Source organism: Cupriavidus lacunae, from assembly GCF_003353055.1.
GTDB lineage: Bacteria > Pseudomonadota > Gammaproteobacteria > Burkholderiales > Burkholderiaceae > Cupriavidus > Cupriavidus lacunae.
In genome coordinates this window covers 14,550-33,746 of the sequence record NZ_QKWJ01000058.1, presented here as the reverse complement: position 1 = coordinate 33,746, position 19,197 = coordinate 14,550, and the positions used below count along the sequence as shown (strand labels likewise).

Sequence of the window (19,197 nt, the reverse complement as noted above, 5' to 3'; positions counted from 1 at the left end):
GACCCGCGGCAATGCCTGCCGCGCAAGAACCTATGCTGCGATATCACATCCTGCTGTTCAAGTTGAACCGGCTGAGCCGCAACAAGCTGAGCGGCGTGGAAGAAGTCTCGCTGGCCGGTCAGTTCGCCGAGATGATCGATTCGGCCGACACCGCCGCGCGCGTCATCGCCGACCTGATCGATCACGCCAATCCACAGGTACGCCGCATCGCGCTCAATGCCATCCGCCGCGCGCGCCAGTTCTCGTCGCCCGAGCTGCAGCCGGCGCTGGTGCGCTGCATGGCCGATGCCGAAGCAGTGGTGCGCCACGATGCGGTCTGGATCGTCCAGGAAACCCGCATGGATGGCGCCGAACTGCGCGCCGCGCTGCGTCGCCTGGCCGGCAAGGTGCAGCTGCCGTGGGACGCCGAGCGCGCCCGCGCCAACCCCGGCGATACCGCGCTCGCCGCGCAGGTGCGCGCGCGCATGGCATTGGACAAGCTGCTGGAAAAGAGTGCGGCGGAGCGCAACCAGGCGCTGGCCGCGATGGCGCTGGGCGGGACTTCGGACCAGCCCTATGCCGAAGGCACGGTCGGCCACAAGGGCATGCAGCACCGGGCACTGGTGCGGCGCCAGGCCGGGCGGCGGCTCAACAGCAGCGTGAAGCTGACGTTCCGCAAGGTCGAGCCGACGCAGGTGACAGGGAATAAGCGGTTCCTGCTGTGACAGGGACATCTGGCTGCTGACGGATCAACAACCACTTCCGTGCTCCCTCTCCCGCTTGCGGGAGAGGGTTGGGGAGAGGGCCGGCATGTCGACGAAGTATGGCGTGTCGGTATGCCAGTGCCTGCCCTCTCCCCCGGCCCCTCTCCCGCAAGCGGGAGAGGGGAGCAAACCTGCAGCAGGCATAACGCCCTTGGCTTACTTGAAGCCCGCGCGGTCCACCAGCTTCTGTGCCTGCGGCTGGTACTTGCCCAGTTCGGCCACGTTGATGCTGTCGGCCTTGAACGTACCCAGCGCTTCCAGCGCGGGGTTGCTGACCTTCACGCCCTGCACCACCGGCCATTCGTTGTTGCCGTCGGCAAAGTAGCGCTGTGCCTCGTCGCTGGCCAGGTACTCCAGGAACTTGACCGCCGCTTCCTTGTTGGACGCGTGCTTGAGCATGCCGCCGCCCGAGACGTTCATATGCACGCCCTGGCTCGACTGGTTCGGCCACAGCACACCCAGCTTGTCGGCCACGGCCTTGTCTTCCGGCTTGGTCGACTTCAGCACGCGCGCGATATAGTAGGTGTTGGCGATGGCCACGTCGCACTCGCCGGCGGCAACCGCCTTGAGCTGGTCGGTGTCGCCGCCCTTGGGCACGCGCGCCAGGTTGGCGGCCACGCCGCGCGCCCATTGCTCGGTGCGCGCCTCGCCGTCGTGGGCGATCAGGCTGGAGACCAGCGACAGGTTGTAGACATGGCCGCTGGAACGCGTGCAGACCTTGCCCTTCCACCTGGGATCGGCCAGGTCTTCATAGCTGGCGATATCGCCCGCCTTGACCGCGGTCTTGTTGTAGGCGATCACGCGGCCGCGCGCCGAGAAGCCAAACCACTCGCCATGGGGATCGCGGTAGTTGGCCGGGATGCGCGACTCCAGCACCTTCGACTTCACCGGCGCGAACACGCCGGCCTGCTGGGCGCGCCACAGGCGGCCGATATCCACCGTGATAAACACGTCCGCGGGACTGTTGGCGCCTTCGTTGCGGATGCGCTCCAGCAGCGGGTCTTCCTGGCCTTCGATGCGGTTGATCTTGATGCCGGTCTGCCTGGTGAAATTGGCGTACAGCGCCTCGTCTGTCTGGTAATGCCGGGCGGTATAAAGGTTGAGCACCTTTTCCTGCGCCGCCGCGGCCAGCGGCAGGGTCAGCAGGGCCAGCGCCGCGGCGCGCGGCAGCAAGGTTCGGATAGTGGTCTTCACGCGGATGGCTCCCCAGCATGGTTTGGGCAGCCGCCGAGGACCCGAGGCCGCCCGGTTATTGGATTCCGGTCAGCGGGAAACAATATTGATTCTTGTTCCGGCGGTCAAATTACATTTCCGTCATGTCAACGGTCTTTGACAGGTCAATCCAGGGGAGATGGGCGCATGATCAGCCGCGGCGCACCCAGACCACCTTGCCGGCCTTGACGCCCAGGGTGCGGCGCTGCGGGTTGTAGTCCATGGTGCCGGGGAACTGCTGGCCGTCGCGCTCGCCCAGGCGCCATGCGCAGCCCTGCAGCAGGCCGATGGCCTCGGCCTCGGGCTTGCCGATCAGGGTATCGTCGGCCATCTTGTCGGCCGGGCAGCCCTCCGGCGTGCCACGCGCGCCTTGCGGGCCGGTCGGCGCCGGGGCCTGCGGCCCGGCCGGCTGCGCGGCGCAGGCCGCCAGCAAGGCACCGCCCGCGGCCAGCGCGGCGGCGTATTGCGTGCAACGGAAGATGGTTCGCATCACTGTCATGGGGTTCTCCTCATCCCTTGGCCCGGTCGGTCAGTGTCTTCATCGCATCGGCCGGCAACGGGCCGTGGCAGGTGCGTTCGCCGCCCGCCTCGCTGACCACCAGCCACACTTGGCCAGGCTGGTCCTTCGGATGCAGCAGCCAGGCCGGGCCGCGCGCGCTGCTGCTCGGCGGCAGGTCTTCCAGCACGCCGGTGCTGGCCGACTGCAGCATCACCGCGCAGTCGTTGGCAGGCACGCGCGTGGCCTTGAGGAAGGCCGCGTTGCCAAGCACTTCGGGCAACGCCGAGTCCGACGCGCGCAGGAAAGAATCGACATCGAACTTGCTGGCACCGCCGCCGCTGCTGGCGCATGCCGCCACCAGCAACGCGCCGGCACCGGCCAGCAGCACCGCACCCTGACGGCGGCGCGAACGGAGGGTGACTGCCGGACCTGCTTGCGGATCGTTCATGGCGGGCCTCATTGCTTCATCACATCGGCGCCCTTGGGCACCGTGAACCGGAACGCATCGGCCGCCAGCGGCGGGTTCTTCTGCATGCCCGTGAAGGTCAGCAGCGTGGTATTGCCAAACGCGTCGCGCAACTCCATCGCCTCGAGGTTGCCGGCCTTGAAGCCGATGCCGATGCGCTCGAACTGCGTGTCCTTGGCCTTGGGCGTCAGCTCCAGCCACTCTACGCCATCGCGCGTCGGCCCGTTCTTCACGACGAAGTTCTTTTCCAGGTCGTTGCTGCCGAACAGGATCGCCGCCGGGCTGGAACCGAGCGCGCCATCGAGCTTGCGCTCGGTGACCTGGTTCAGGTCCTTGTCGTAGATATACAGGGTCTGGCCGTCGGCCTGCAGCAACTGGTCGTAGGGCTTGGTATAGCGCCAGGTGAACTTGCCCGGGCGCGAGAACACGAAGGTGCCGCTGGACGTGCCGGTCACCTTGACGTCGGCGCCCTGGCCCTTGACCTGGCGCTGCGTGAATTCGCCGCGCGCGCTCTTCACGCCGGAGACGAAGCTCTGCAACTGGTCGGTGGCGGCGGCATGGGCCGGCGCCTGGAGGGCGAACATCGCCAGCGCGGCGCAAGCCGACACGAGAATGCGGTTTCGCATGGTTCGGGTCCTGGTTGTTGTAGGGTGCTGCCGCCGTGTCGGCGCCAGGCAGATTGCCGGCGCCGATACGGGCAACCTGTCCTTTTAGAGCCGGCGGCCGGCCGGGGATTCCGTTTGCCGCGCGCTGTCGGGTAACCGGATATTACGGTGATTGCCGCGCGAGCGGCGCTCAGTCATCTTCCCGCGCGGCACCGCCACCCTGCACCAGGATGTCGCGGTTGCCATTGCCCGACATGGCCGAGACCATCCCGGCCTTCTCCATGTCTTCGAGCAGGCGCGCGGCGCGGTTGTAGCCGATGCGCAGATGGCGCTGCACCAGCGAGATCGACGCGCGCCGGTTCTTCAGCACCACCTCGACCGCCTGGTCGTACAGCGGATCGGCCTCGCCGCCGCCGCCGATGCCCGCGCCGCCGCCAAACCCGTCGCCGCCGCCGGCGTCATCGGTCAGGCCGCCTTCGAGGATGCCCTCGATGTAGTTGGTCTCGCCCGACTCCTTGAGCTTTTCCACCACACGGTGGACTTCCTCGTCCGAGACAAAAGCGCCGTGCACGCGCACCGGCAGGCCGGTGCCTGGCGCCAGGTAGAGCATGTCGCCCATGCCCAGCAGCGTTTCGGCGCCCTGCTGGTCGAGGATGGTGCGCGAGTCAATCTTGCTGCTGACCTGGAACGCGATCCGGGTCGGCACGTTGGCCTTGATCAGGCCGGTGATCACGTCCACCGACGGGCGCTGCGTGGCCAGCACCAGGTGCAGGCCGGCCGCGCGCGCCTTTTGCGCGATGCGGGCGATCAGTTCTTCCACCTTCTTGCCGACCACCATCATCAGGTCGGCCAGTTCGTCGATGACGATGACAATGGTGGGCAGCCGGTCCAGCGGCTCCGGTGCGTCCGGGGTCAGGCTGAACGGGTTGGGGATCTTCTCTTCGCGGGCCGCGGCCTCGTCGATCTTCTTGTTGTAGCCGGCCAGGTTACGCACGCCCAGCTTGCTCATCAGCTTGTAGCGGCGCTCCATCTCGCCGACCGCCCAGTTCAGCGCATTGCCGGCCTGGCGCATATCAGTCACCACCGGGCACAGCAGGTGGGGGATGCCCTCGTACACGCTCATTTCGAGCATCTTCGGGTCGATCAGGATCAGGCGCACGCTCTCGGCCTTGGCCTTGTAGAGCAGCGACAGGATCATCGCGTTGATGCCGACCGACTTGCCCGAGCCCGTGGTGCCGGCCACCATGCAGTGCGGCATGCGGGCCAGGTCTGCCACCATCGGCTTGCCGGCGATGTCCTTGCCCAGCGCCATGGTCAGGCTGGACGCGCTCTCGTTGTAGACCTGCGAGCCCAGGATTTCCGACAGGCGCACGGTCTGGCGCTTCGGGTTGGGCAGCTCCAGCCCCATGTAGTTCTTGCCCGGGATGGTCTCGACCACGCGGATCGACACCAGCGACAGCGAACGCGCCAGGTCGCGCGCCAGGTTCACCACCTGGCTGCCCTTGACGCCCGTGGCCGGCTCGATCTCATACCGGGTGATGACCGGGCCCGGGTAGGCCGCCACCACCTTGACCTCGACGCCGAAGTCCTTGAGCTTCTTCTCGATCAGGCGCGAGGTGAACTCCAGGGTCTCGGCGCTGACGGTTTCCTGGTGCGCCGGGATCGGGTCCAGCAACGACAGCGGCGGCAGGTCCGAATCCTGGATATCGGCAAACAGCGGCTGCTGCTTCTCGCGTTCCACGCGCTCATGCTTGGGCACCGCCTGCGGGCGCACGATCTGCACCGGCGTTGCCTCTTCGATGCGCACGCGCTGGACCTCGACGGTTTCCTTGCGCTCGACCTTGGCGGCCTCGCCGATGATGCGGTCCTGCTTGCTCTCGCGGCGGGCCTTGAAGCCCAGGAACAGGGTCTCGACAAAGCCGCCGATCTGCTCGGCCACGGTCAGCCACGAGAAATGGAAGAACAGCGACAGCCCGATCGCCAGCAGCAGCAATAGCAGCAGGGTCGCGCCGGTGAAGCCCAGCGCCACCTGCAGCCAGCCGCCGAGCAGGTCGCCCAGCACCCCGCCCGGGGCGCGCGGCAGCGCGGCGCGCAGCGGGTACATGCGGATCGCCTCCAGGCCCATGCTGGAGAACAGGGTCAGGCCAAAGCCGATCCAGCTGATGGTCACGCCCTGGCGGTGCAGGCTGTGGTCCGCGCGCTCGGGCAGCTCGGCGGTCAGCGCGCGCCAGCCGCGCCAGCAGCGGCGCACCAGCAGCACCGCCAGCCAGTAGGCGGAGAAGCCGAAGATAAAGAACAGCACATCGGCCACCCAGGCGCCGACGCGGCCGCCCAGGTTGTGGATATCGGCCACCTGGTTGGCATGGGACCAGCCGGGATCGGTCTTGCTGTAGCTGGCCAGCACGCACAGGAAGCCCAGCGTGACGGCCAGCAGCAGGAACCAGCGGACCTCGCCCAGCAGTTTGCCGATGCGGGATGGCAAGGCTGACGGATCAGTGCGGGTGGTCGTGGTAGCTCGGGCCATGCCTGGTTAAGACTCGCGTTTAGGGTGATTCCGGATGCGTTTCGGGCCGATGCCGCGCGCAGTCAGTGGTCACTCACCGGGTGACTGACGGTCATCGTGGCGGCCATTTTAACGTGGCCCGAGACTATCGCACCCATTGGAATTTGCAACAGTGAGCAAATGCGGCTCCTCTTATAATGTCGCTTTCGAGCAATGCCGGTGGGCAGCATGCCGCACCGGCCACAGGAACGCATCATGGCAAAACACGCAAAAGTGCTGATTCTCGGTTCTGGTCCCGCCGGCTATACCGCCGCGGTCTACGCCGCCCGCGCCAACCTGGAACCGGTGCTGATCACCGGCCTGGCACAGGGCGGCCAGCTGATGACCACCACGGACGTCGAGAACTGGCCGGGCGATGCCAAGGGCGTCCAGGGTCCTGAGCTGATGCAGCGCCTGCTGGCGCACGCCGAGGAATTCAAGACCGAAATCATCTTCGATCACATCCACACCGCCAGGCTGGTGGATGAAAACGGCCAGCCGGCCCGCCCCTTCCGCCTGATCGGCGACGCCGGTGAATACACGTGCGACGCGCTGATCATCGCCACCGGCGCCTCGGCGCAGTACCTGGGCCTGCCGTCGGAGGAGTCCTTCATGGGCCGCGGCGTGTCGGCCTGCGCCACCTGCGACGGCTTCTTCTACAAGAACCAGGAAGTGGCCGTGGTCGGCGGCGGCAACACCGCCGTGGAAGAGGCGCTGTACCTGTCGCATATCGCCAGCAAGGTCACCGTGATCCACCGCCGCGACAGCTTCCGCGCCGAGCCGATCCTGGTCGACCGCCTGCTGCAGCGTGAAAAGGAAGGCCGCGTCGTGATCCGCTACGACAGCGTGCTGGACGAAGTGCTGGGCGACGAATCCGGCGTGACCGGCATCCGCGTGCGCGGCAGCAAGACCGGCCAGGCCGAGGACCTGAAGCTGGCGGGCGTGTTCATCGCCATCGGCCACAAGCCCAATACCGACCTGTTCACGGGCCAGCTGGCCATGGAAAACGGCTACCTGGTGACCAAGTCGGGTCTGCAGGGCGACGCCACCGCCACCAGCATGCCGGGCGTGTTCGCCGCCGGCGACGTGCAGGACCACGTCTACCGCCAGGCCATCACCAGCGCCGGCACGGGCTGCATGGCCGCGCTGGATGCCCAGCGCTTTGTCGAAGCCCTGAAGTAAGCACAGCCCCCTCCGCCGGCCGGGCCGCCACGGCCCGCCGGCGCACCTCCCCCGGCATCCCCCGGCATCCCCCGGCATCCCCTGCCGCCCTCCTGCCGCCCCGCCAGTCGATATAATCGGCGCCGAGCCCCCGGAGATTTTCAATGACGCACGGCGCCCGCAAACCCGACCGACCGCCCCAACGTTTCGGCCTGAACGACCTTGCCAGGCTGCGCGACAACCTCAAGGCCGATACCGAGCGCCGCGAAGCCGAGCGCCTGGCAGCCGAGCAGGCGGCCCAGCGTGCCCGCGAGGAAGCCGATGTGTTCCGCACCAGCGTGGGCCAGGTCAGCCAGCTGCGCGACCGCAACCGCGCCCCGCTGCCCGCCAGCAAGCCCGCCCCGGTGCCGGTGCAGTCGCGCCGCAACGACGAAGCGGTGCTGGCGGCTTCGCTGTCCGATGATTTCGATGTGGAAAGCCTGCTGGAAACCGACGAGACGCTGTCGTTCCGCCGGCCCGGCATCGGCATGGACGTGGTCCGCAAGCTGCGCCGCGGCGAATGGGTGCCGCAGGACAAAGTCGACCTGCACGGACTGCGCAGCGACGAGGCACGCGAGGCGCTGGCCGAGTTCCTGCGCCGCTCGGTACGCAACGGCGTGCGCTGCGTGCGCGTGATCCACGGCAAGGGCCTGGGCTCGCCCGACAAGCTGCCGGTGCTCAAGGGCAAGGTGCGCAGCTGGCTGGTGCAGAAGGAAGAAGTGCTGGCCTTCGTGCAGGCGCGCGAGGCCGAAGGCGGCGCCGGCGCGCTGATGGTGCTGCTGCGCCAGCCGCGCACCTGACACACCCGCCCGGATGCATCTCCCGCTTGATTTGCTGATGGGGCGGCTGCCCCTGATCCTCCACATCATGGAGGTGATCGGCGTGCTCGCTTTCGCGGTCTCGGGCGTGGTCGACGCGCGCAAGCAGCGCCTGGACGTGGTCGGCACCTTCGTGGTGGCCTTTGCCACCGCCTTCGGCGGCGGCACCGTGCGCGACGTGCTGCTGGACCGGCGCCCGTTCTACTGGGTCGACCACGAAGGCTATGTGCTGCTGATCTTCGTGATGTCGTTCGGCGCCTCGTTCGTGCTGCGCGTGGTCAGCCGCGTGGCTTCGGACCGGGCCATGATCGTGGCCGATGCCATCGGGCTGGGACTGTTCTCGGTGACCGGCGCCTCGCTGGCGCTGGTGGCGCAGATGACGCCCACCGTGGCGGTGATGATGGGCATTATCTCGGCGGTGTTCGGCGGCGTGGTGCGCGACGTGCTGTGCAATGAAGTGCCGATGATCCTGCGCGACCGCTCGCCCTACGCCACCTGTTCCTTCATCGGCTGCTGGATCTATGTCGGCATGACCTGGCTGGCGGTGCAGCAGGAAGCGGCGCTGCTGACCGGGGCGCTGGCGATCATCGCCATGCGGCTGGTGTCGGTGCGCTACGGGTGGAAGCTGCCCAGCTGAACGCCGCCCGCCAATGAAAACGCCGCCCTGCAAGGCGGCGATTTTCTGTCCTGGCCCGTGGGCTCAGACCGCGGCTTCGTCCTGCTCGCCGGTGCGGATACGGATCACGCGCTCGATCTCGGTGACGAAGATCTTGCCGTCGCCGATCTTGCCGGTGTGGGCGGCCTTGACGATGGCGTCCAGCACAGTGTCGAGCTGGTTCTCGGCCACCACCACTTCGATCTTGATCTTGGGCAGGAAGTCGACCACGTACTCGGCGCCACGGTAGAGCTCGGTATGCCCTTTCTGGCGGCCAAATCCCTTCACTTCGGTCACCGTCAGCCCGGTCACGCCGACGTCAGCCAGGGCTTCACGCACCTCGTCGAGCTTGAACGGTTTGATGATGGCGGTAATCTGCTTCATGACTGGCCCCTGTTATCGTTTGTTCACGCGCCTGGCGGCGCATCGCCGCGGACGCGGCGCTCTCCGGCTGGCATTTTACCAGCCCTTGGCCGCTTGCATTTCCGCCAGCCCCGCCACCGGCGCGCCAGCAGCGTTGGATAGCGCGCATCCGGGGACGCTTCCGCCCTGTGGATAAACCTGTGGACAGCCGCTGGAGAAGCTGTGCACAAAGCGCCACCCGAGCGCCGGGGCGACGCCGGCCCTGCGTTCAATCCGGCACCTTCTCCAGGTCCGCCAGCCACACCACCGACTCCGAATCGCTCGGCGCCCGCCAGTCGCCGCGCGGCGACAGCGAGCCGCCCGAGCCCACCTTGGGCGCGTTGGGAATGCATGAGCGCTTGAACTGGCTGGTGCGGAAGAAGCGGTCCAGGAAGATCGCCAGGTTGCGCTTGATCTCCGGCAAGCCGTACTGGTTGCGCGCCACATGCGGGCCGTTGGGCCAGACGCCGTGCTCGCGGTTGCCCCAGGCATGCAGCGCCAGGAAAGCGATCTTGGACGGCGCAAAGCCGAAACGTAGCGTGTAGTAGAGGTTGAAGTCCTGCAGTTCGTACGGGCCGATGGTGCTCTCGGTCTTCTGCTCCGGGCCGTGCTTGCTGTCGCCGGGGACCAGTTCGGGGCTGATGTCGGTATCGAGCACGGCCAGCAGCACGTCCGAGCCGCCCTCGCCCACCTGCCCGGTCTCGGCCACCCAGCGCACCAGGTGCGAGATCAGCGTCTTGGGCACGCTGGCGTTGACGTTGTAGTGCGACATGTGGTCGCCCACGCCATAGGTGCACCAGCCCAGCGCCAGTTCGCTCAGGTCGCCGGTGCCGATCACGATGGCGTGGTGGAAGTTGGCCAGCCGGAACAGGTGGTTGGTGCGCTCGCCCGCCTGCACGTTCTCGAAGGTCACGTCGTAGACCTTCTCGCCGGCGGCGTACGGGTGGCCCAGGTCCTTGAGCATGGCCAGGCACGACGGGCGGATATCGATCTCGGTCGCGGTGCAGCCCACCATCTGCATCAGCTGGCGCGCCTGCAGCAGGGTGCGGTCGCTGGTGGCAAAGCCCGGCATGGTGTAGGCGAGGATATTGGCGCGCGGCAGGCCCAGGCGGTCCATCGCCTTGGCGCAGACCAGCAGCGCGTGGGTGGAATCCAGCCCGCCCGAGACGCCGATCACCACCTTGCTGATCTTGCTCGCCGACAGGCGCTGCACGAGTGCCTGCACCTGGATGTTGTAGACCTCCATGCAGCGTTCGTCGCGCTGGCGCGGATCGGTCGGCACGTACGGGAAGCGCGCCACATTGCGCGCCAGCGGCAGCGACTTTTCCAGCGTCAGGTCGAGCGGGAAGCGCACCACGCGGAACTTGCCCACTTCTTCCTTGTGGCGGCGCACCGAGTGGCCGAAGGTCACCTGGTGCATGCGCTCGCGCGACAGCCGCTCGACGTCGATATCGGCGCAGAGCAGGTGCGAGGTATCGGCAAAGCGCTCGGATTCCGCCAGCAGCTCGCCGTTCTCGCAGATCAGCGCCTGGCCGTCCCAGGCCAGGTCGGTGGAGGACTCGCCCTTGCCGGCCGAGGTGTACAGGTAGGCCGCCAGGCATCGCGCCGACTGCTGCGAGACCAGCTGGTGCCGGTAACCCGCCTTGCCGACCACGATATTCGACGCCGACAGGTTGACCAGCACCGTGGCCCCGGCCAGGGCCGCGAACGACGACGGCGGGATCGGCACCCACACGTCTTCGCAGATTTCAGCATGGAAGCGGAAGTCGGGGATGTCCTCGATATCGAACAGCAGCCCGGCGCCGAACGGCACGTCCTGGCCGAGCAGCTGGATGGCATCGACTGCGGCATTGTCGGCGGCGCTGAACTGGCGCGCCTCGTAGAACTCCCAGTAGTTCGGCAGGTAGGTCTTGGGCACCACGCCCTGGATGCGCCCGCGCGCCACCACCACGGCGCAGTTGAACAACTGGTGCCCGACCCGCAGCGGCATACCGACGATCAGCGCCGCCGGCAGCTTGCGCGAGGCCTCGACGATGGTGGCCAGCGCCGCCTCGCAGGCGTCCAGCAGCGCGCGCTGGTGGAACAGGTCGTCACAGGTATAGGCCGAGATCCCCAGCTCCGGGAACGCCACCAGCACGGCGCCCTTCTGGGCCGCCTGCATTGCCAGGTCAATGGTCTGGCTGGCATTGAAGGCCGGATCGGCCACCCGGCAGACTGGCACGCCCACCGCGACACGCGCAAAGCCGTGCGAATACAGGTTGAAAAACAGGTTCTTCATGTCGGGCCTTGGTGTTGGGACCATGCGGTGACAATGCGGACATGCCGCAAGCAGCAGGTCGCCCGGGCATCCGTGGATGGCCGGAACAGCACTATTGACGAGGATGCTCCATTTTACGACGCCCGCCCCGCGCCTGCCGCGCAGCGCAGCAATGGCGCAGCGTTTCCGGTAGACTCGGTCGATCCACCGACGCGAACTAGACGGAACTGGTGCAATGCAGTCTGAATCATGCGTGCCCGGCGAGGGCAAGGACCAGCGCCAGCCGGCACCGCACAAGCGCAAGGCGGCGGGCAATCCTGCGCAGGAATACCGTACCGAGATCGTCTCCGACCTGGGCGAGATCGATGCCGCCGCCTGGGACGCGCTGGTGGCGCGCCACGCCGACGCCACCCCGTTCCTCAAGCATGCCTTCCTGCACGCCCTGCACACCAGCGGCAGCGCCTGCGCCGAGACCGGGTGGAATCCGCGCTACCTGACGTTGTGGGCGCCGGCCACGGACGGCCACCCGGAACGGCTGGCCGCGGCCATGCCGCTCTACGCCAAGGCGCATTCCTATGGCGAGTACGTCTTCGACTGGGCCTGGGCCGATGCCTACGCCCGCAACGGGCTCGAGTACTACCCCAAATGGCTGGCGGCGATTCCGTTCACGCCGGTGCGCGGCGCGCGGCTGCTGGCCGAAGACGCCCATGCGCGCCGCCTGCTGCTGCAGATGGCGCTGGCGCTGGCGGCCGAAAGCCAGATGTCGTCGCTGCACATCCTGTTCCCTGACGAGGCCGAAGCCGCCCTGATGCAGCAGGCCGGCATGCTGATGCGGCACGGCGTGCAGTTCCACTGGACCAACGACGGCTACGGCAGCTTCGACGACTTCCTCGCCACGCTGTCGCAGAAAAAGCGCAAGAATATCCGCGCCGAGCGCCGCCAGGTCGCGCAGGCCGGCATCACCTTCCGCCGCCTGCGCGGCACGCAGATCGACGACGCTGCCTGGAAGTTCTTCAACCGGTGCTATCGCCAGACCTACCGCGAGCACCATTCCACGCCCTACCTGAACCTGGATTTCTTCCGGCGCATCGGCGCCGCCATGCCCCAGCACCTGCTGCTGGTGATCGCCGAGCGCGCCGGCCAGCCCATCGCCAGTTCGCTGCTGGTCTATGACGACGCGCCCGAAGTCAGCACGCTCTACGGACGCTACTGGGGCGCGCTGGAGTACCACGCCTGCCTGCACTTCGAGACCGCGTACTATCAGCCGCTGGAATTCTGCGTCGAGCAAGGCATCCGCACCTTCGAAGGCGGCGCCCAGGGCGAGCACAAGATGGCCCGCGGCTTCCTGCCGGTGGCCACGCGCTCGGCCCACTGGCTGGCGCATCCCGCCTTTGCCGATGCCGTGGAGCGCTTCCTGGAGCGCGAGCGCGAGGGCATCGACGCCTACCTGGATGAGCTGGGCGAACGCAACCCGTTCGCCCGCGCCTGAGGGCGCGGCGCGGCGCTCAGCGCCACATCCGCCGCAGCGAGTTGTCGCCCAGCATGTAGTGGTGGAACAGTGCGGCCATGGCGTGCAGCCCGATCACCAGGTAGAAGGCGGTGCCCAGGGTTTCGTGGATTTCCTTGACGGTGTCCTTCAGCGCCGGGTCGGCCGCGACCAGCGCGGGCACTTCTATCCCCAGCGACGGCAGCGCCAGCAGGTGGCCGCCGGCATTCAGCGCCAGCAGCCCCAGCAGCGGCTGGGCCAGGATGAACAGGTACAGCACCCAGTGCATGGCCTCGCCGGCCCGCTGCATCCAGCGCGGGCCCGGCTCCGGCGCCGGTGCCCCGCGCACCAGGCGCCACAGCAGGCGCGGCACCGCCAGCACCAGCACCAGCGCGCCCGCCCATTCATGCACCGTCATCGCCAGCGCGCGCGGCGGCGTGCCTTTGGCGAAGCTGCCCTTCAGCTCGATGGCGGCATAGGCCAGCGCCACCAGCAGGAACACCGCCCAGTGGAAGCACACCGCCAGCCGGTCATAGCGGCGCGACGGCGACAGGACCTGCGGCAATGCCCGGATCTCGGTGATGGGGTTCATGGGGACTCCTCTTGTCAGCACCCGCATAGCGTAGCGCAAGGCACTTGCCCAGGTGCTGGCGTACATCAAGCGCGCACCAACAAAAAACCCCGCCGGGGCGGGGCCTTTTCAGCGGCGGTTCAGCTTACTTCTTGTAGTTGGCCACGCCGTCGGTGATTTCCTTGTGGGCTTCCTCGATGCCGGCCCAGCCTTCGACCTTGACCCACTTGCCGGCTTCCAGTGCCTTGTAGTGCTCAAAGAAGTGCTTGATCTGGTCCAGCATGTTCTGCGGCACGTCCGACAGGCCCTTCATGTAGGCGGTGGCCGGCGACAGCTTGTCCAGCGGCACGGCCACCAGCTTGGCGTCCACGCCCGACTCGTCGGTCATCTTCAGCATGCCGAGTGCACGGCAGCGCACCACGGCGCCGGCCAGGATCGGGAACGGCGACAGCACCAGCACGTCCACCGGGTCGCCGTCGCCCGACAGCGTCTGCGGGATATAGCCGTAGTTGGCCGGATAGCGCATGCCGGTGCCGATAAAGCGGTCGACGAACAGCAGGCCGGTTTCCTTGTCTGCCTCGTATTTCACCGGATCGCTCTGGGCCGAGATCTCGATGATGACGTTGAAATCGTTGGGGATGTCCTTGCCCGGGGACACGAGATTGAAGCTCATGCGGTTCTCCAGATGCCTGCGGTGTGTTGTTGGATGGCGGGCATTATAGCGGCTCATGCCTGACCGCACGCTGACAGGCGGGCCAGGCACGGCGCATTGCACGCCGGCCGGCGTCGGCGATAATGGCGCATTCTTCAGCCCTCACTGAATAGCGCAGCCGCCGTGCTGCCCGGCTGTTGCACCCTGCTGCCCCGGAGTCACCCATGCACGCCCAGCACTTCGTCGCCAACCGCCTGATTGCGCCCGACAACGGCCTGCGCATCAAGGTGTTCGATCCGTCCAACGGCGAGCCGTTCGCCGACATTGCGCGCGGCAACGCCACCGATATCAACGTCGCCGTCCATGCGGCACGCCAGGCCGCCGAAGGCGCCTGGGGCCAGATGGCCCCGGCCGAGCGGGTGCGCCTGCTCAACCGCGTCGCCGTGGCGCTGATCGACCACGAGGACGAGCTGGCCGCGCTCGAGGCCCGCGACACCGGCAAGCCGCTGCGCCAGGCGCGCGCCGATGCCTGCGCGGTGGCGCGCTACTTCGAGTTCTACGCCGGCGCGGCCGACAAGCTGCACGGCCAGACCATTCCCTACAACCCCGCCTACACCGTGCTGACGGTGCGCGAGCCGCACGGCGTGACCGGCCACATCATCCCGTGGAACTACCCGCTGCAGATCTTCGGGCGCAGCGTGAGCGCGGCGCTGGCCGCAGGCAACGCCTGCGTGGTCAAGCCGGCCGAGGATGCCTGCCTGTCGCTGCTGCGCGTGGCCGAGATCGCCGCCGAGGCCGGCCTGCCCGAAGGCGCGCTCAACATCATCACCGGTTACGGCCATGAAGCCGGCGCCGCGCTGGCGCGCCACCCGGGCATCAACCATATCTCGTTCACCGGCTCGCCCCAGACCGGCAAGCTGGTGGCCCAGCTGGCCGCCGAGAACCACGTGCCGGTCACGCTGGAGCTGGGCGGCAAGTCGCCGCAGATCGTCTTTGCCGATGCCGACCTGGATGCGCTGGTGCCGGTGGTGGTCAACGGCATCGTGCAGAATGCCGGCCAGACCTGCTCGGCCGGCAGCCGCCTGCTGGTGGAACGGCCGGTCTATGACGCGCTGCTGGACCGGCTGGCGTCGGTGTTCGAGTCGCTGCGCGTGGGCCCGTCCGAGCTGGACCTGGAATGCGGCCCGCTGATCAGCCGCAAGCAGCAGCAGCGCGTGTGGGACTTCGTTTCGGATGCGCAGCATGCCGGCGTGGCCGTGATGGCGCAGGGCCAGATCGTGGCCGAGGCGCCGGAGGCCGGCTACTATCAGGTGCCGATGCTGTTCCGCGACGTGCCGCCGGCGCACCGGCTGGCCCAGGAAGAAGTGTTCGGCCCGCTGCTGGCGGCCATGCCCTTCGACACCGAGGCCGAGGCCATCGCGCTGGCCAACGGCACGCCCTACGGGCTGGTCGCCGGAGTCTGGACCCGCGACGGCGGGCGCCAGCTGCGCCTGGCGCACAAGCTGCGCGCGGGCCAGGTCTTTATCAACAACTACGGTGCCGGCGGCGGCGTCGAGCTGCCTTTCGGCGGCACCGGCCAGTCCGGCTACGGCCGCGAGAAGGGCTTCGAAGCCCTGTACGGATTCACCACACTGAAAACTATCGCCATTCGACATGGGTAATATCAATTTTCTGTCAGTCGCCTTTGCCATCTTCTTTTTCTGGATGGCCTGGCATGTCCGCAACAAGCGCGCCACCAACCCCTCCGGCATGCCGCGGCTGCAGGTCTTCAAGCGCAAGTGGGGCGACGTCATGGGCGACCGCGTGCACTGGTGCCTGTATGTGGCGCTGCCCTTCCTGCTGGCGCTGATGATGGTCGCCAACGCGCTGCGCGGCCGGGGGCCGTTCTCGCACTAGGCCCACGCGCGGCACTGATCACCAGAACATAACCACAACACCAGGAGACAGACAATGAGACTGGCCGACAAAGTAGCGATCGTCACCGGCGGCGGTTCCGGATTCGGCGAAGGCATTGCCCACACCTTCGCGCGCGAAGGCGCCAACGTAGTGGTGGCCGACCTGCGCGAGGAGGCCGCCGAACGCGTCGCGGCCGCGATCCGCGACGCGGGCGGCCGCGCGCGCGCCGTGCGCGCCGACGTCTCGCGCGAAGCCGACACCGAAGCCATGCGCGAAGCCGCGCTGGCCACCTTCGGCGACGTGCATATCGTGGTCAACAACGCCGGCACCACCCATCGCAACAAGCCCATCCTCGAAGTCACCGAGGAAGAGTTCGACCGCGTCTACGCGGTCAACGTCAAGAGCATCTACTGGTCGGCGCGCGCTTTTATCCCGCACTTCCGCCAGCGCGGCGGCGGCGTGTTCGTCAACATCGCCTCCACCGCCGGCATCCGACCGCGCCCGGGGCTGGTCTGGTACAACGGCAGCAAGGGCGCGGTGATCACCGCCAGCAAGGCCATGGCCGCGGAACTCGGCAAGGACAATATCCGCGTCAATTGCGTCAATCCGGTGATCGGCGCCACCGCCCTGCTGGAAGAGTTCATGGGCATGCCCGACACGGCCGAGAACCGCGCCAAGTTCCTCGCCACCATCCCGATGGGCCGCATGTCGACCCCGCAGGACGTGGCCAACGCCTGCCTGTACCTGGCCTCGGACGAAGCGGCCTTTATCACCGGCACCTGTATCGAAGTGGACGGCGGCCGCTGCGTCTGAGCCACCGCCGCCCGCCTGCTTTCCCTCTTAGTCGTACAGTAGCTGTAAGAACGCGTCACACAGAAACGCCATATCCTCAGGAGACAGCATGACAACGACCGCAGTGAACCCCGGCGTCAGCGGCGCCGCCTTTGAAGACGCCACCTACCGCAAGGTCAGCTGGCGCCTGGTGCCCTTCCTCTTGCTGTGCTACGTGGTGGCCTACCTGGACCGCGTCAACGTGGGCTTTGCCAAGCTGCAGATGCTCAACGACCTGCAGTTCAGCGAAACCATCTACGGCCTGGGCGCGGGCATCTTCTTCATCGGCTACTTCCTGTTTGAAGTGCCCAGCAACGTGATCCTGCACAAGGTGGGCGCGCGCATCTGGATCGCGCGCATCATGATCACCTGGGGCCTGATCTCGGCGGCGATGATGTTCGTCACTACGCCCACCATGTTCTACGTGCTGCGCTTCCTGCTGGGCATCGCCGAGGCGGGCTTCTTCCCCGGCATCATCCTGTACCTGACCTACTGGTATCCGGCCAACCGGCGCGGGCGCACCACCACCTTCTTCATGACCGCGATCGCGCTGTCGGGCGTAATCGGCGGCCCGCTGTCGGGCTGGGTGATGCAGGGCTTCGACGGCCACAACGGCTGGTCCGGCTGGCAGTGGATGTTCCTGCTGGAGGGCATTCCGTCGATCCTGGTGGGGCTGTGGGTGCTGGCCTATCTGGACGACCGCATCGCCCACGCCAAGTGGCTGTCGCCGGAAGAGAAGGCGCTGCTGGAGCGCAATATCGCCAGCGAGGATGCGCACAAGGAAGACCCGCCGATCCGCACCGTGATGTCCAGCCCGCGCGTGTGGCTGATGAGCGCGATCTACTTCTGCTTTGTCATGGGCCTGTACGGGGTCAGCTTCTGGCTGCCGACCATCATCAAGCAGACCGGCGTCAAGGGTGCGCTCGATATCGGCCTGCTGACCGCCATCCCCTATGGCTGCGCGGTGATCGGCATGGTGCTGGTGGCCTACAGCGCCGACCGCTCAGGCGAGCGCCGCTGGCATATCGCGATTCCGGCGTTGGCCGGCTCGCTGGGCCTGCTGCTGTCGGTGCAATGGCACAACGACACCACGCTGGCGATGGTGGCGCTGACGCTGGCGACCATCGGCATCCTGACCACGCTGCCGCTGTTCTGGAGCCTGCCTACCTCCTTCCTGGCCGGCACCGGCGCGGCCGCGGGCATTGCGCTGATCAACTCGCTGGGCAACCTCGCCGGCTTCCTCAGCCCGTATGCAGTGGGCTGGCTCAAGGACCTCACGCACAGCACCGATTCCGGCATGTACCTGCTGGCCGCGTGCCTGGTGGTGGGCGCCGCGCTGACGCTGTCGGTTCCCAAGCGGCTGGTGAGCCAGACGTGAAGTCACTTGCACGCCGCCTGGCGGCAAGAATGCGCCGTCGGCTGACGCGGATGTAGGACCAAACCCGGCAGTGTCGCCCACCCCTGGGTCCTAGCATGGAAAAGAGACACCCGGAGTGATCCCGAGGGGGTCCTCCGGGGCATCTGATTCCGAAGCCTGCCAAGGAGGCCACGATGCCGCAACTGCTCCCGTTTGCCCCTACCCGTTCGCTGGAGGTTGTCGAAGCGCGACTGGCACGCCGTACCCGCGTGAAGCGCCTGGTGATTGCGCTCAGCGCCGGCGCGGTCGCGTTGCTCGCCATCATGCCGGCTGCCAGCCATGCGCAGGCGCCGGTGGTTGACGCCAATCCAGCGCCTGCCGCCCCGGGCGGCGCCATGGCGCCCACGCCGGGTGCCACCATGGCGCCCACGCCGGACGCCGCCATGCCGGCACCACCGCCGGCCAGCACCATGCCCCCTGCCACCCAGCCAGCGCCCGGCATAGCCGCGCCTGCCATGGCAGCACCGCCACCGGCTGCATCGCCCACACCCGCGCCCACCGGCACACCGCCCGCCATGCCGGCGCCACCGCCAATGGCAGCGCCCGCGCAGCCGCGCCCGCCGCTGACCGTGCCGCTCCCGCCGCCGCCGCGTGATGCGATGGTGCAGCGGCAGGCCGGCTCGGTGGCTTATATCTGCGGCGGCGTTGCCGAAGATGAGCAGGTCGCGCTGCAATCGCAGGCGCGCAAGTACAACCTGAGCCTGCTGTTCACGCAGGGCGCGCGCGGCGAGTACCTGTCCGATGTCGACGTCAAGCTGACGCGCGGCGGCAGGGAAATCGCCAGCTTTGTCGCCGACGGCCCGCGCTGTCTGCTGAAGGCGCCGTCGGGCACGTACAACGTGCGCGCGACCTACCAGGGTCGGACCAAGACCGCGACGGTCAGCACCGGCGGCAAGAACGCGCAGATGCGCTGGTAGTCGGCTGGAACGGCGCGCCGTGTGCGGT

19 protein-coding genes are annotated in these 19,197 nt (G+C 67.6%); 10 read left to right on the top strand and 9 right to left on the bottom strand.

What is annotated here, in order from left to right; translation table 11 throughout:
• Positions 1-32 precede the first annotated feature (32 nt).
• Positions 33-704, top strand: a complete 672-nt coding sequence (locus DN412_RS30465; RefSeq protein WP_115214970.1) for a HEAT repeat domain-containing protein — start codon at positions 33-35, stop codon at positions 702-704.
• Positions 705-899: 195 nt separating this feature from the next.
• On the opposite strand, the gene DN412_RS30460 is transcribed toward DN412_RS30465, so the two are convergent.
• From DN412_RS30460 to DN412_RS30440, 5 genes are all read right to left on the bottom strand, one after another.
• A complete protein-coding gene (locus tag DN412_RS30460; RefSeq protein WP_115214969.1) occupies positions 900-1,937 on the bottom strand; it encodes a Fe(3+) ABC transporter substrate-binding protein in 1,038 nt (345 codons plus the stop codon).
• 169 nt (positions 1,938-2,106) lie between these two features.
• Complete coding sequence (locus DN412_RS30455) at positions 2,107-2,454, bottom strand: hypothetical protein (RefSeq protein ID WP_078195514.1); 348 nt, start codon at positions 2,452-2,454, stop codon at positions 2,107-2,109.
• A 10-nt stretch (positions 2,455-2,464) separates the two neighbouring features.
• The gene (locus DN412_RS30450; protein ID WP_115214968.1) at positions 2,465-2,902 is read right to left on the bottom strand and encodes a hypothetical protein; all 438 of its coding nucleotides are present in this window, start codon (positions 2,900-2,902) and stop codon (positions 2,465-2,467) included.
• A gap of 8 nt (positions 2,903-2,910) precedes the next feature.
• Positions 2,911-3,546, bottom strand: coding sequence for an outer membrane lipoprotein chaperone LolA (lolA, locus tag DN412_RS30445; RefSeq protein ID WP_115214967.1), 636 nt, complete (start codon positions 3,544-3,546; stop codon positions 2,911-2,913).
• 169 nt (positions 3,547-3,715) lie between these two features.
• Positions 3,716-6,049 carry a DNA translocase FtsK gene (locus tag DN412_RS30440; RefSeq protein WP_115214966.1) on the bottom strand — a complete coding sequence of 778 codons (2,334 nt, stop codon included), beginning with the start codon at positions 6,047-6,049 and terminating at the stop codon, positions 3,716-3,718.
• A 234-nt stretch (positions 6,050-6,283) separates the two neighbouring features.
• Between DN412_RS30440 and trxB the strand changes: the two genes are divergently transcribed.
• From trxB to DN412_RS30425, 3 genes are all read left to right on the top strand, one after another.
• Positions 6,284-7,249 (top strand): thioredoxin-disulfide reductase, encoded by a 966-nt coding sequence (trxB, locus tag DN412_RS30435; RefSeq protein WP_115214979.1) that lies wholly within the window; start codon positions 6,284-6,286, stop codon positions 7,247-7,249.
• Between the two features lie 143 nt (positions 7,250-7,392).
• The gene (locus DN412_RS30430) at positions 7,393-8,067 is read left to right on the top strand and encodes a Smr/MutS family protein (RefSeq protein WP_115214965.1); all 675 of its coding nucleotides are present in this window, start codon (positions 7,393-7,395) and stop codon (positions 8,065-8,067) included.
• A 13-nt stretch (positions 8,068-8,080) separates the two neighbouring features.
• Positions 8,081-8,722 carry a trimeric intracellular cation channel family protein gene (locus DN412_RS30425; RefSeq protein WP_078195509.1) on the top strand — a complete coding sequence of 214 codons (642 nt, stop codon included), beginning with the start codon at positions 8,081-8,083 and terminating at the stop codon, positions 8,720-8,722.
• Between the two features lie 63 nt (positions 8,723-8,785).
• Here DN412_RS30425 and glnK read toward each other — a convergent pair whose 3' ends face one another.
• Complete coding sequence (gene glnK, locus DN412_RS30420) at positions 8,786-9,124, bottom strand: P-II family nitrogen regulator (protein WP_006162803.1); 339 nt, start codon at positions 9,122-9,124, stop codon at positions 8,786-8,788.
• A gap of 247 nt (positions 9,125-9,371) precedes the next feature.
• Positions 9,372-11,420, bottom strand: coding sequence for an NAD(+) synthase (locus tag DN412_RS30415; protein WP_115214964.1), 2,049 nt, complete (start codon positions 11,418-11,420; stop codon positions 9,372-9,374).
• Between the two features lie 214 nt (positions 11,421-11,634).
• Between DN412_RS30415 and DN412_RS30410 the strand changes: the two genes are divergently transcribed.
• On the top strand, positions 11,635-12,888 hold the full coding sequence (locus DN412_RS30410; protein ID WP_115214963.1) for a GNAT family N-acetyltransferase: 1,254 nt from the start codon (positions 11,635-11,637) through the stop codon (positions 12,886-12,888).
• A gap of 16 nt (positions 12,889-12,904) precedes the next feature.
• On the opposite strand, the gene DN412_RS30405 is transcribed toward DN412_RS30410, so the two are convergent.
• Both DN412_RS30405 and ppa read right to left on the bottom strand, forming a co-directional pair.
• Positions 12,905-13,477: a cytochrome b gene (locus DN412_RS30405; RefSeq protein WP_115214962.1), complete on the bottom strand. Its 573-nt coding sequence runs from the start codon at positions 13,475-13,477 to the stop codon at positions 12,905-12,907.
• A gap of 124 nt (positions 13,478-13,601) precedes the next feature.
• A complete protein-coding gene (ppa, locus tag DN412_RS30400) occupies positions 13,602-14,129 on the bottom strand; it encodes an inorganic diphosphatase (protein ID WP_115214961.1) in 528 nt (175 codons plus the stop codon).
• Between the two features lie 203 nt (positions 14,130-14,332).
• Here ppa and DN412_RS30395 point away from each other — a divergent pair, with 203 nt between their 5' ends.
• From DN412_RS30395 to DN412_RS30375, 5 genes are all read left to right on the top strand, one after another.
• Positions 14,333-15,769 (top strand): aldehyde dehydrogenase family protein, encoded by a 1,437-nt coding sequence (locus DN412_RS30395; protein ID WP_115214960.1) that lies wholly within the window; start codon positions 14,333-14,335, stop codon positions 15,767-15,769.
• Positions 15,762-16,004, top strand: coding sequence for a hypothetical protein (locus DN412_RS30390; RefSeq protein WP_115214959.1), 243 nt, complete (start codon positions 15,762-15,764; stop codon positions 16,002-16,004). The genes DN412_RS30395 and DN412_RS30390 overlap by 8 nt, the downstream gene beginning before the upstream one ends.
• A 54-nt stretch (positions 16,005-16,058) precedes the next feature.
• Complete coding sequence (locus tag DN412_RS30385; RefSeq protein ID WP_078195503.1) at positions 16,059-16,817, top strand: SDR family oxidoreductase; 759 nt, start codon at positions 16,059-16,061, stop codon at positions 16,815-16,817.
• An 88-nt stretch (positions 16,818-16,905) separates the two neighbouring features.
• Positions 16,906-18,213: an MFS transporter gene (locus DN412_RS30380; protein ID WP_115214958.1), complete on the top strand. Its 1,308-nt coding sequence runs from the start codon at positions 16,906-16,908 to the stop codon at positions 18,211-18,213.
• 173 nt (positions 18,214-18,386) lie between these two features.
• Entirely contained in the window at positions 18,387-19,169 is a 783-nt protein-coding gene (locus DN412_RS30375; RefSeq protein WP_115214957.1) for a hypothetical protein, read from the top strand.
• Positions 19,170-19,197 lie beyond the last annotated feature (28 nt).

Coding starts and splice junctions, on each gene's coding strand:
- DN412_RS30385 (WP_078195503.1), top strand. CDS start 16,059: ATGAGACTGGCCGACAAAGTAGCGATCGTCACCGGCGGCGGTTCCGGA.
- DN412_RS30450 (WP_115214968.1), bottom strand. CDS start 2,902: ATGAACGATCCGCAAGCAGGTCCGGCAGTCACCCTCCGTTCGCGCCGC.
- lolA (WP_115214967.1), bottom strand. CDS start 3,546: ATGCGAAACCGCATTCTCGTGTCGGCTTGCGCCGCGCTGGCGATGTTC.
- DN412_RS30440 (WP_115214966.1), bottom strand. CDS start 6,049: ATGGCCCGAGCTACCACGACCACCCGCACTGATCCGTCAGCCTTGCCA.
- DN412_RS30410 (WP_115214963.1), top strand. CDS start 11,635: ATGCAGTCTGAATCATGCGTGCCCGGCGAGGGCAAGGACCAGCGCCAG.
- DN412_RS30465 (WP_115214970.1), top strand. CDS start 33: ATGCTGCGATATCACATCCTGCTGTTCAAGTTGAACCGGCTGAGCCGC.
- DN412_RS30395 (WP_115214960.1), top strand. CDS start 14,333: ATGCACGCCCAGCACTTCGTCGCCAACCGCCTGATTGCGCCCGACAAC.
- glnK (WP_006162803.1), bottom strand. CDS start 9,124: ATGAAGCAGATTACCGCCATCATCAAACCGTTCAAGCTCGACGAGGTG.
- DN412_RS30455 (WP_078195514.1), bottom strand. CDS start 2,454: ATGACAGTGATGCGAACCATCTTCCGTTGCACGCAATACGCCGCCGCG.
- DN412_RS30430 (WP_115214965.1), top strand. CDS start 7,393: ATGACGCACGGCGCCCGCAAACCCGACCGACCGCCCCAACGTTTCGGC.
- DN412_RS30425 (WP_078195509.1), top strand. CDS start 8,081: ATGCATCTCCCGCTTGATTTGCTGATGGGGCGGCTGCCCCTGATCCTC.
- DN412_RS30380 (WP_115214958.1), top strand. CDS start 16,906: ATGACAACGACCGCAGTGAACCCCGGCGTCAGCGGCGCCGCCTTTGAA.
- DN412_RS30390 (WP_115214959.1), top strand. CDS start 15,762: ATGGGTAATATCAATTTTCTGTCAGTCGCCTTTGCCATCTTCTTTTTC.
- trxB (WP_115214979.1), top strand. CDS start 6,284: ATGGCAAAACACGCAAAAGTGCTGATTCTCGGTTCTGGTCCCGCCGGC.
- DN412_RS30375 (WP_115214957.1), top strand. CDS start 18,387: ATGCCGCAACTGCTCCCGTTTGCCCCTACCCGTTCGCTGGAGGTTGTC.
- ppa (WP_115214961.1), bottom strand. CDS start 14,129: ATGAGCTTCAATCTCGTGTCCCCGGGCAAGGACATCCCCAACGATTTC.
- DN412_RS30405 (WP_115214962.1), bottom strand. CDS start 13,477: ATGAACCCCATCACCGAGATCCGGGCATTGCCGCAGGTCCTGTCGCCG.
- DN412_RS30415 (WP_115214964.1), bottom strand. CDS start 11,420: ATGAAGAACCTGTTTTTCAACCTGTATTCGCACGGCTTTGCGCGTGTC.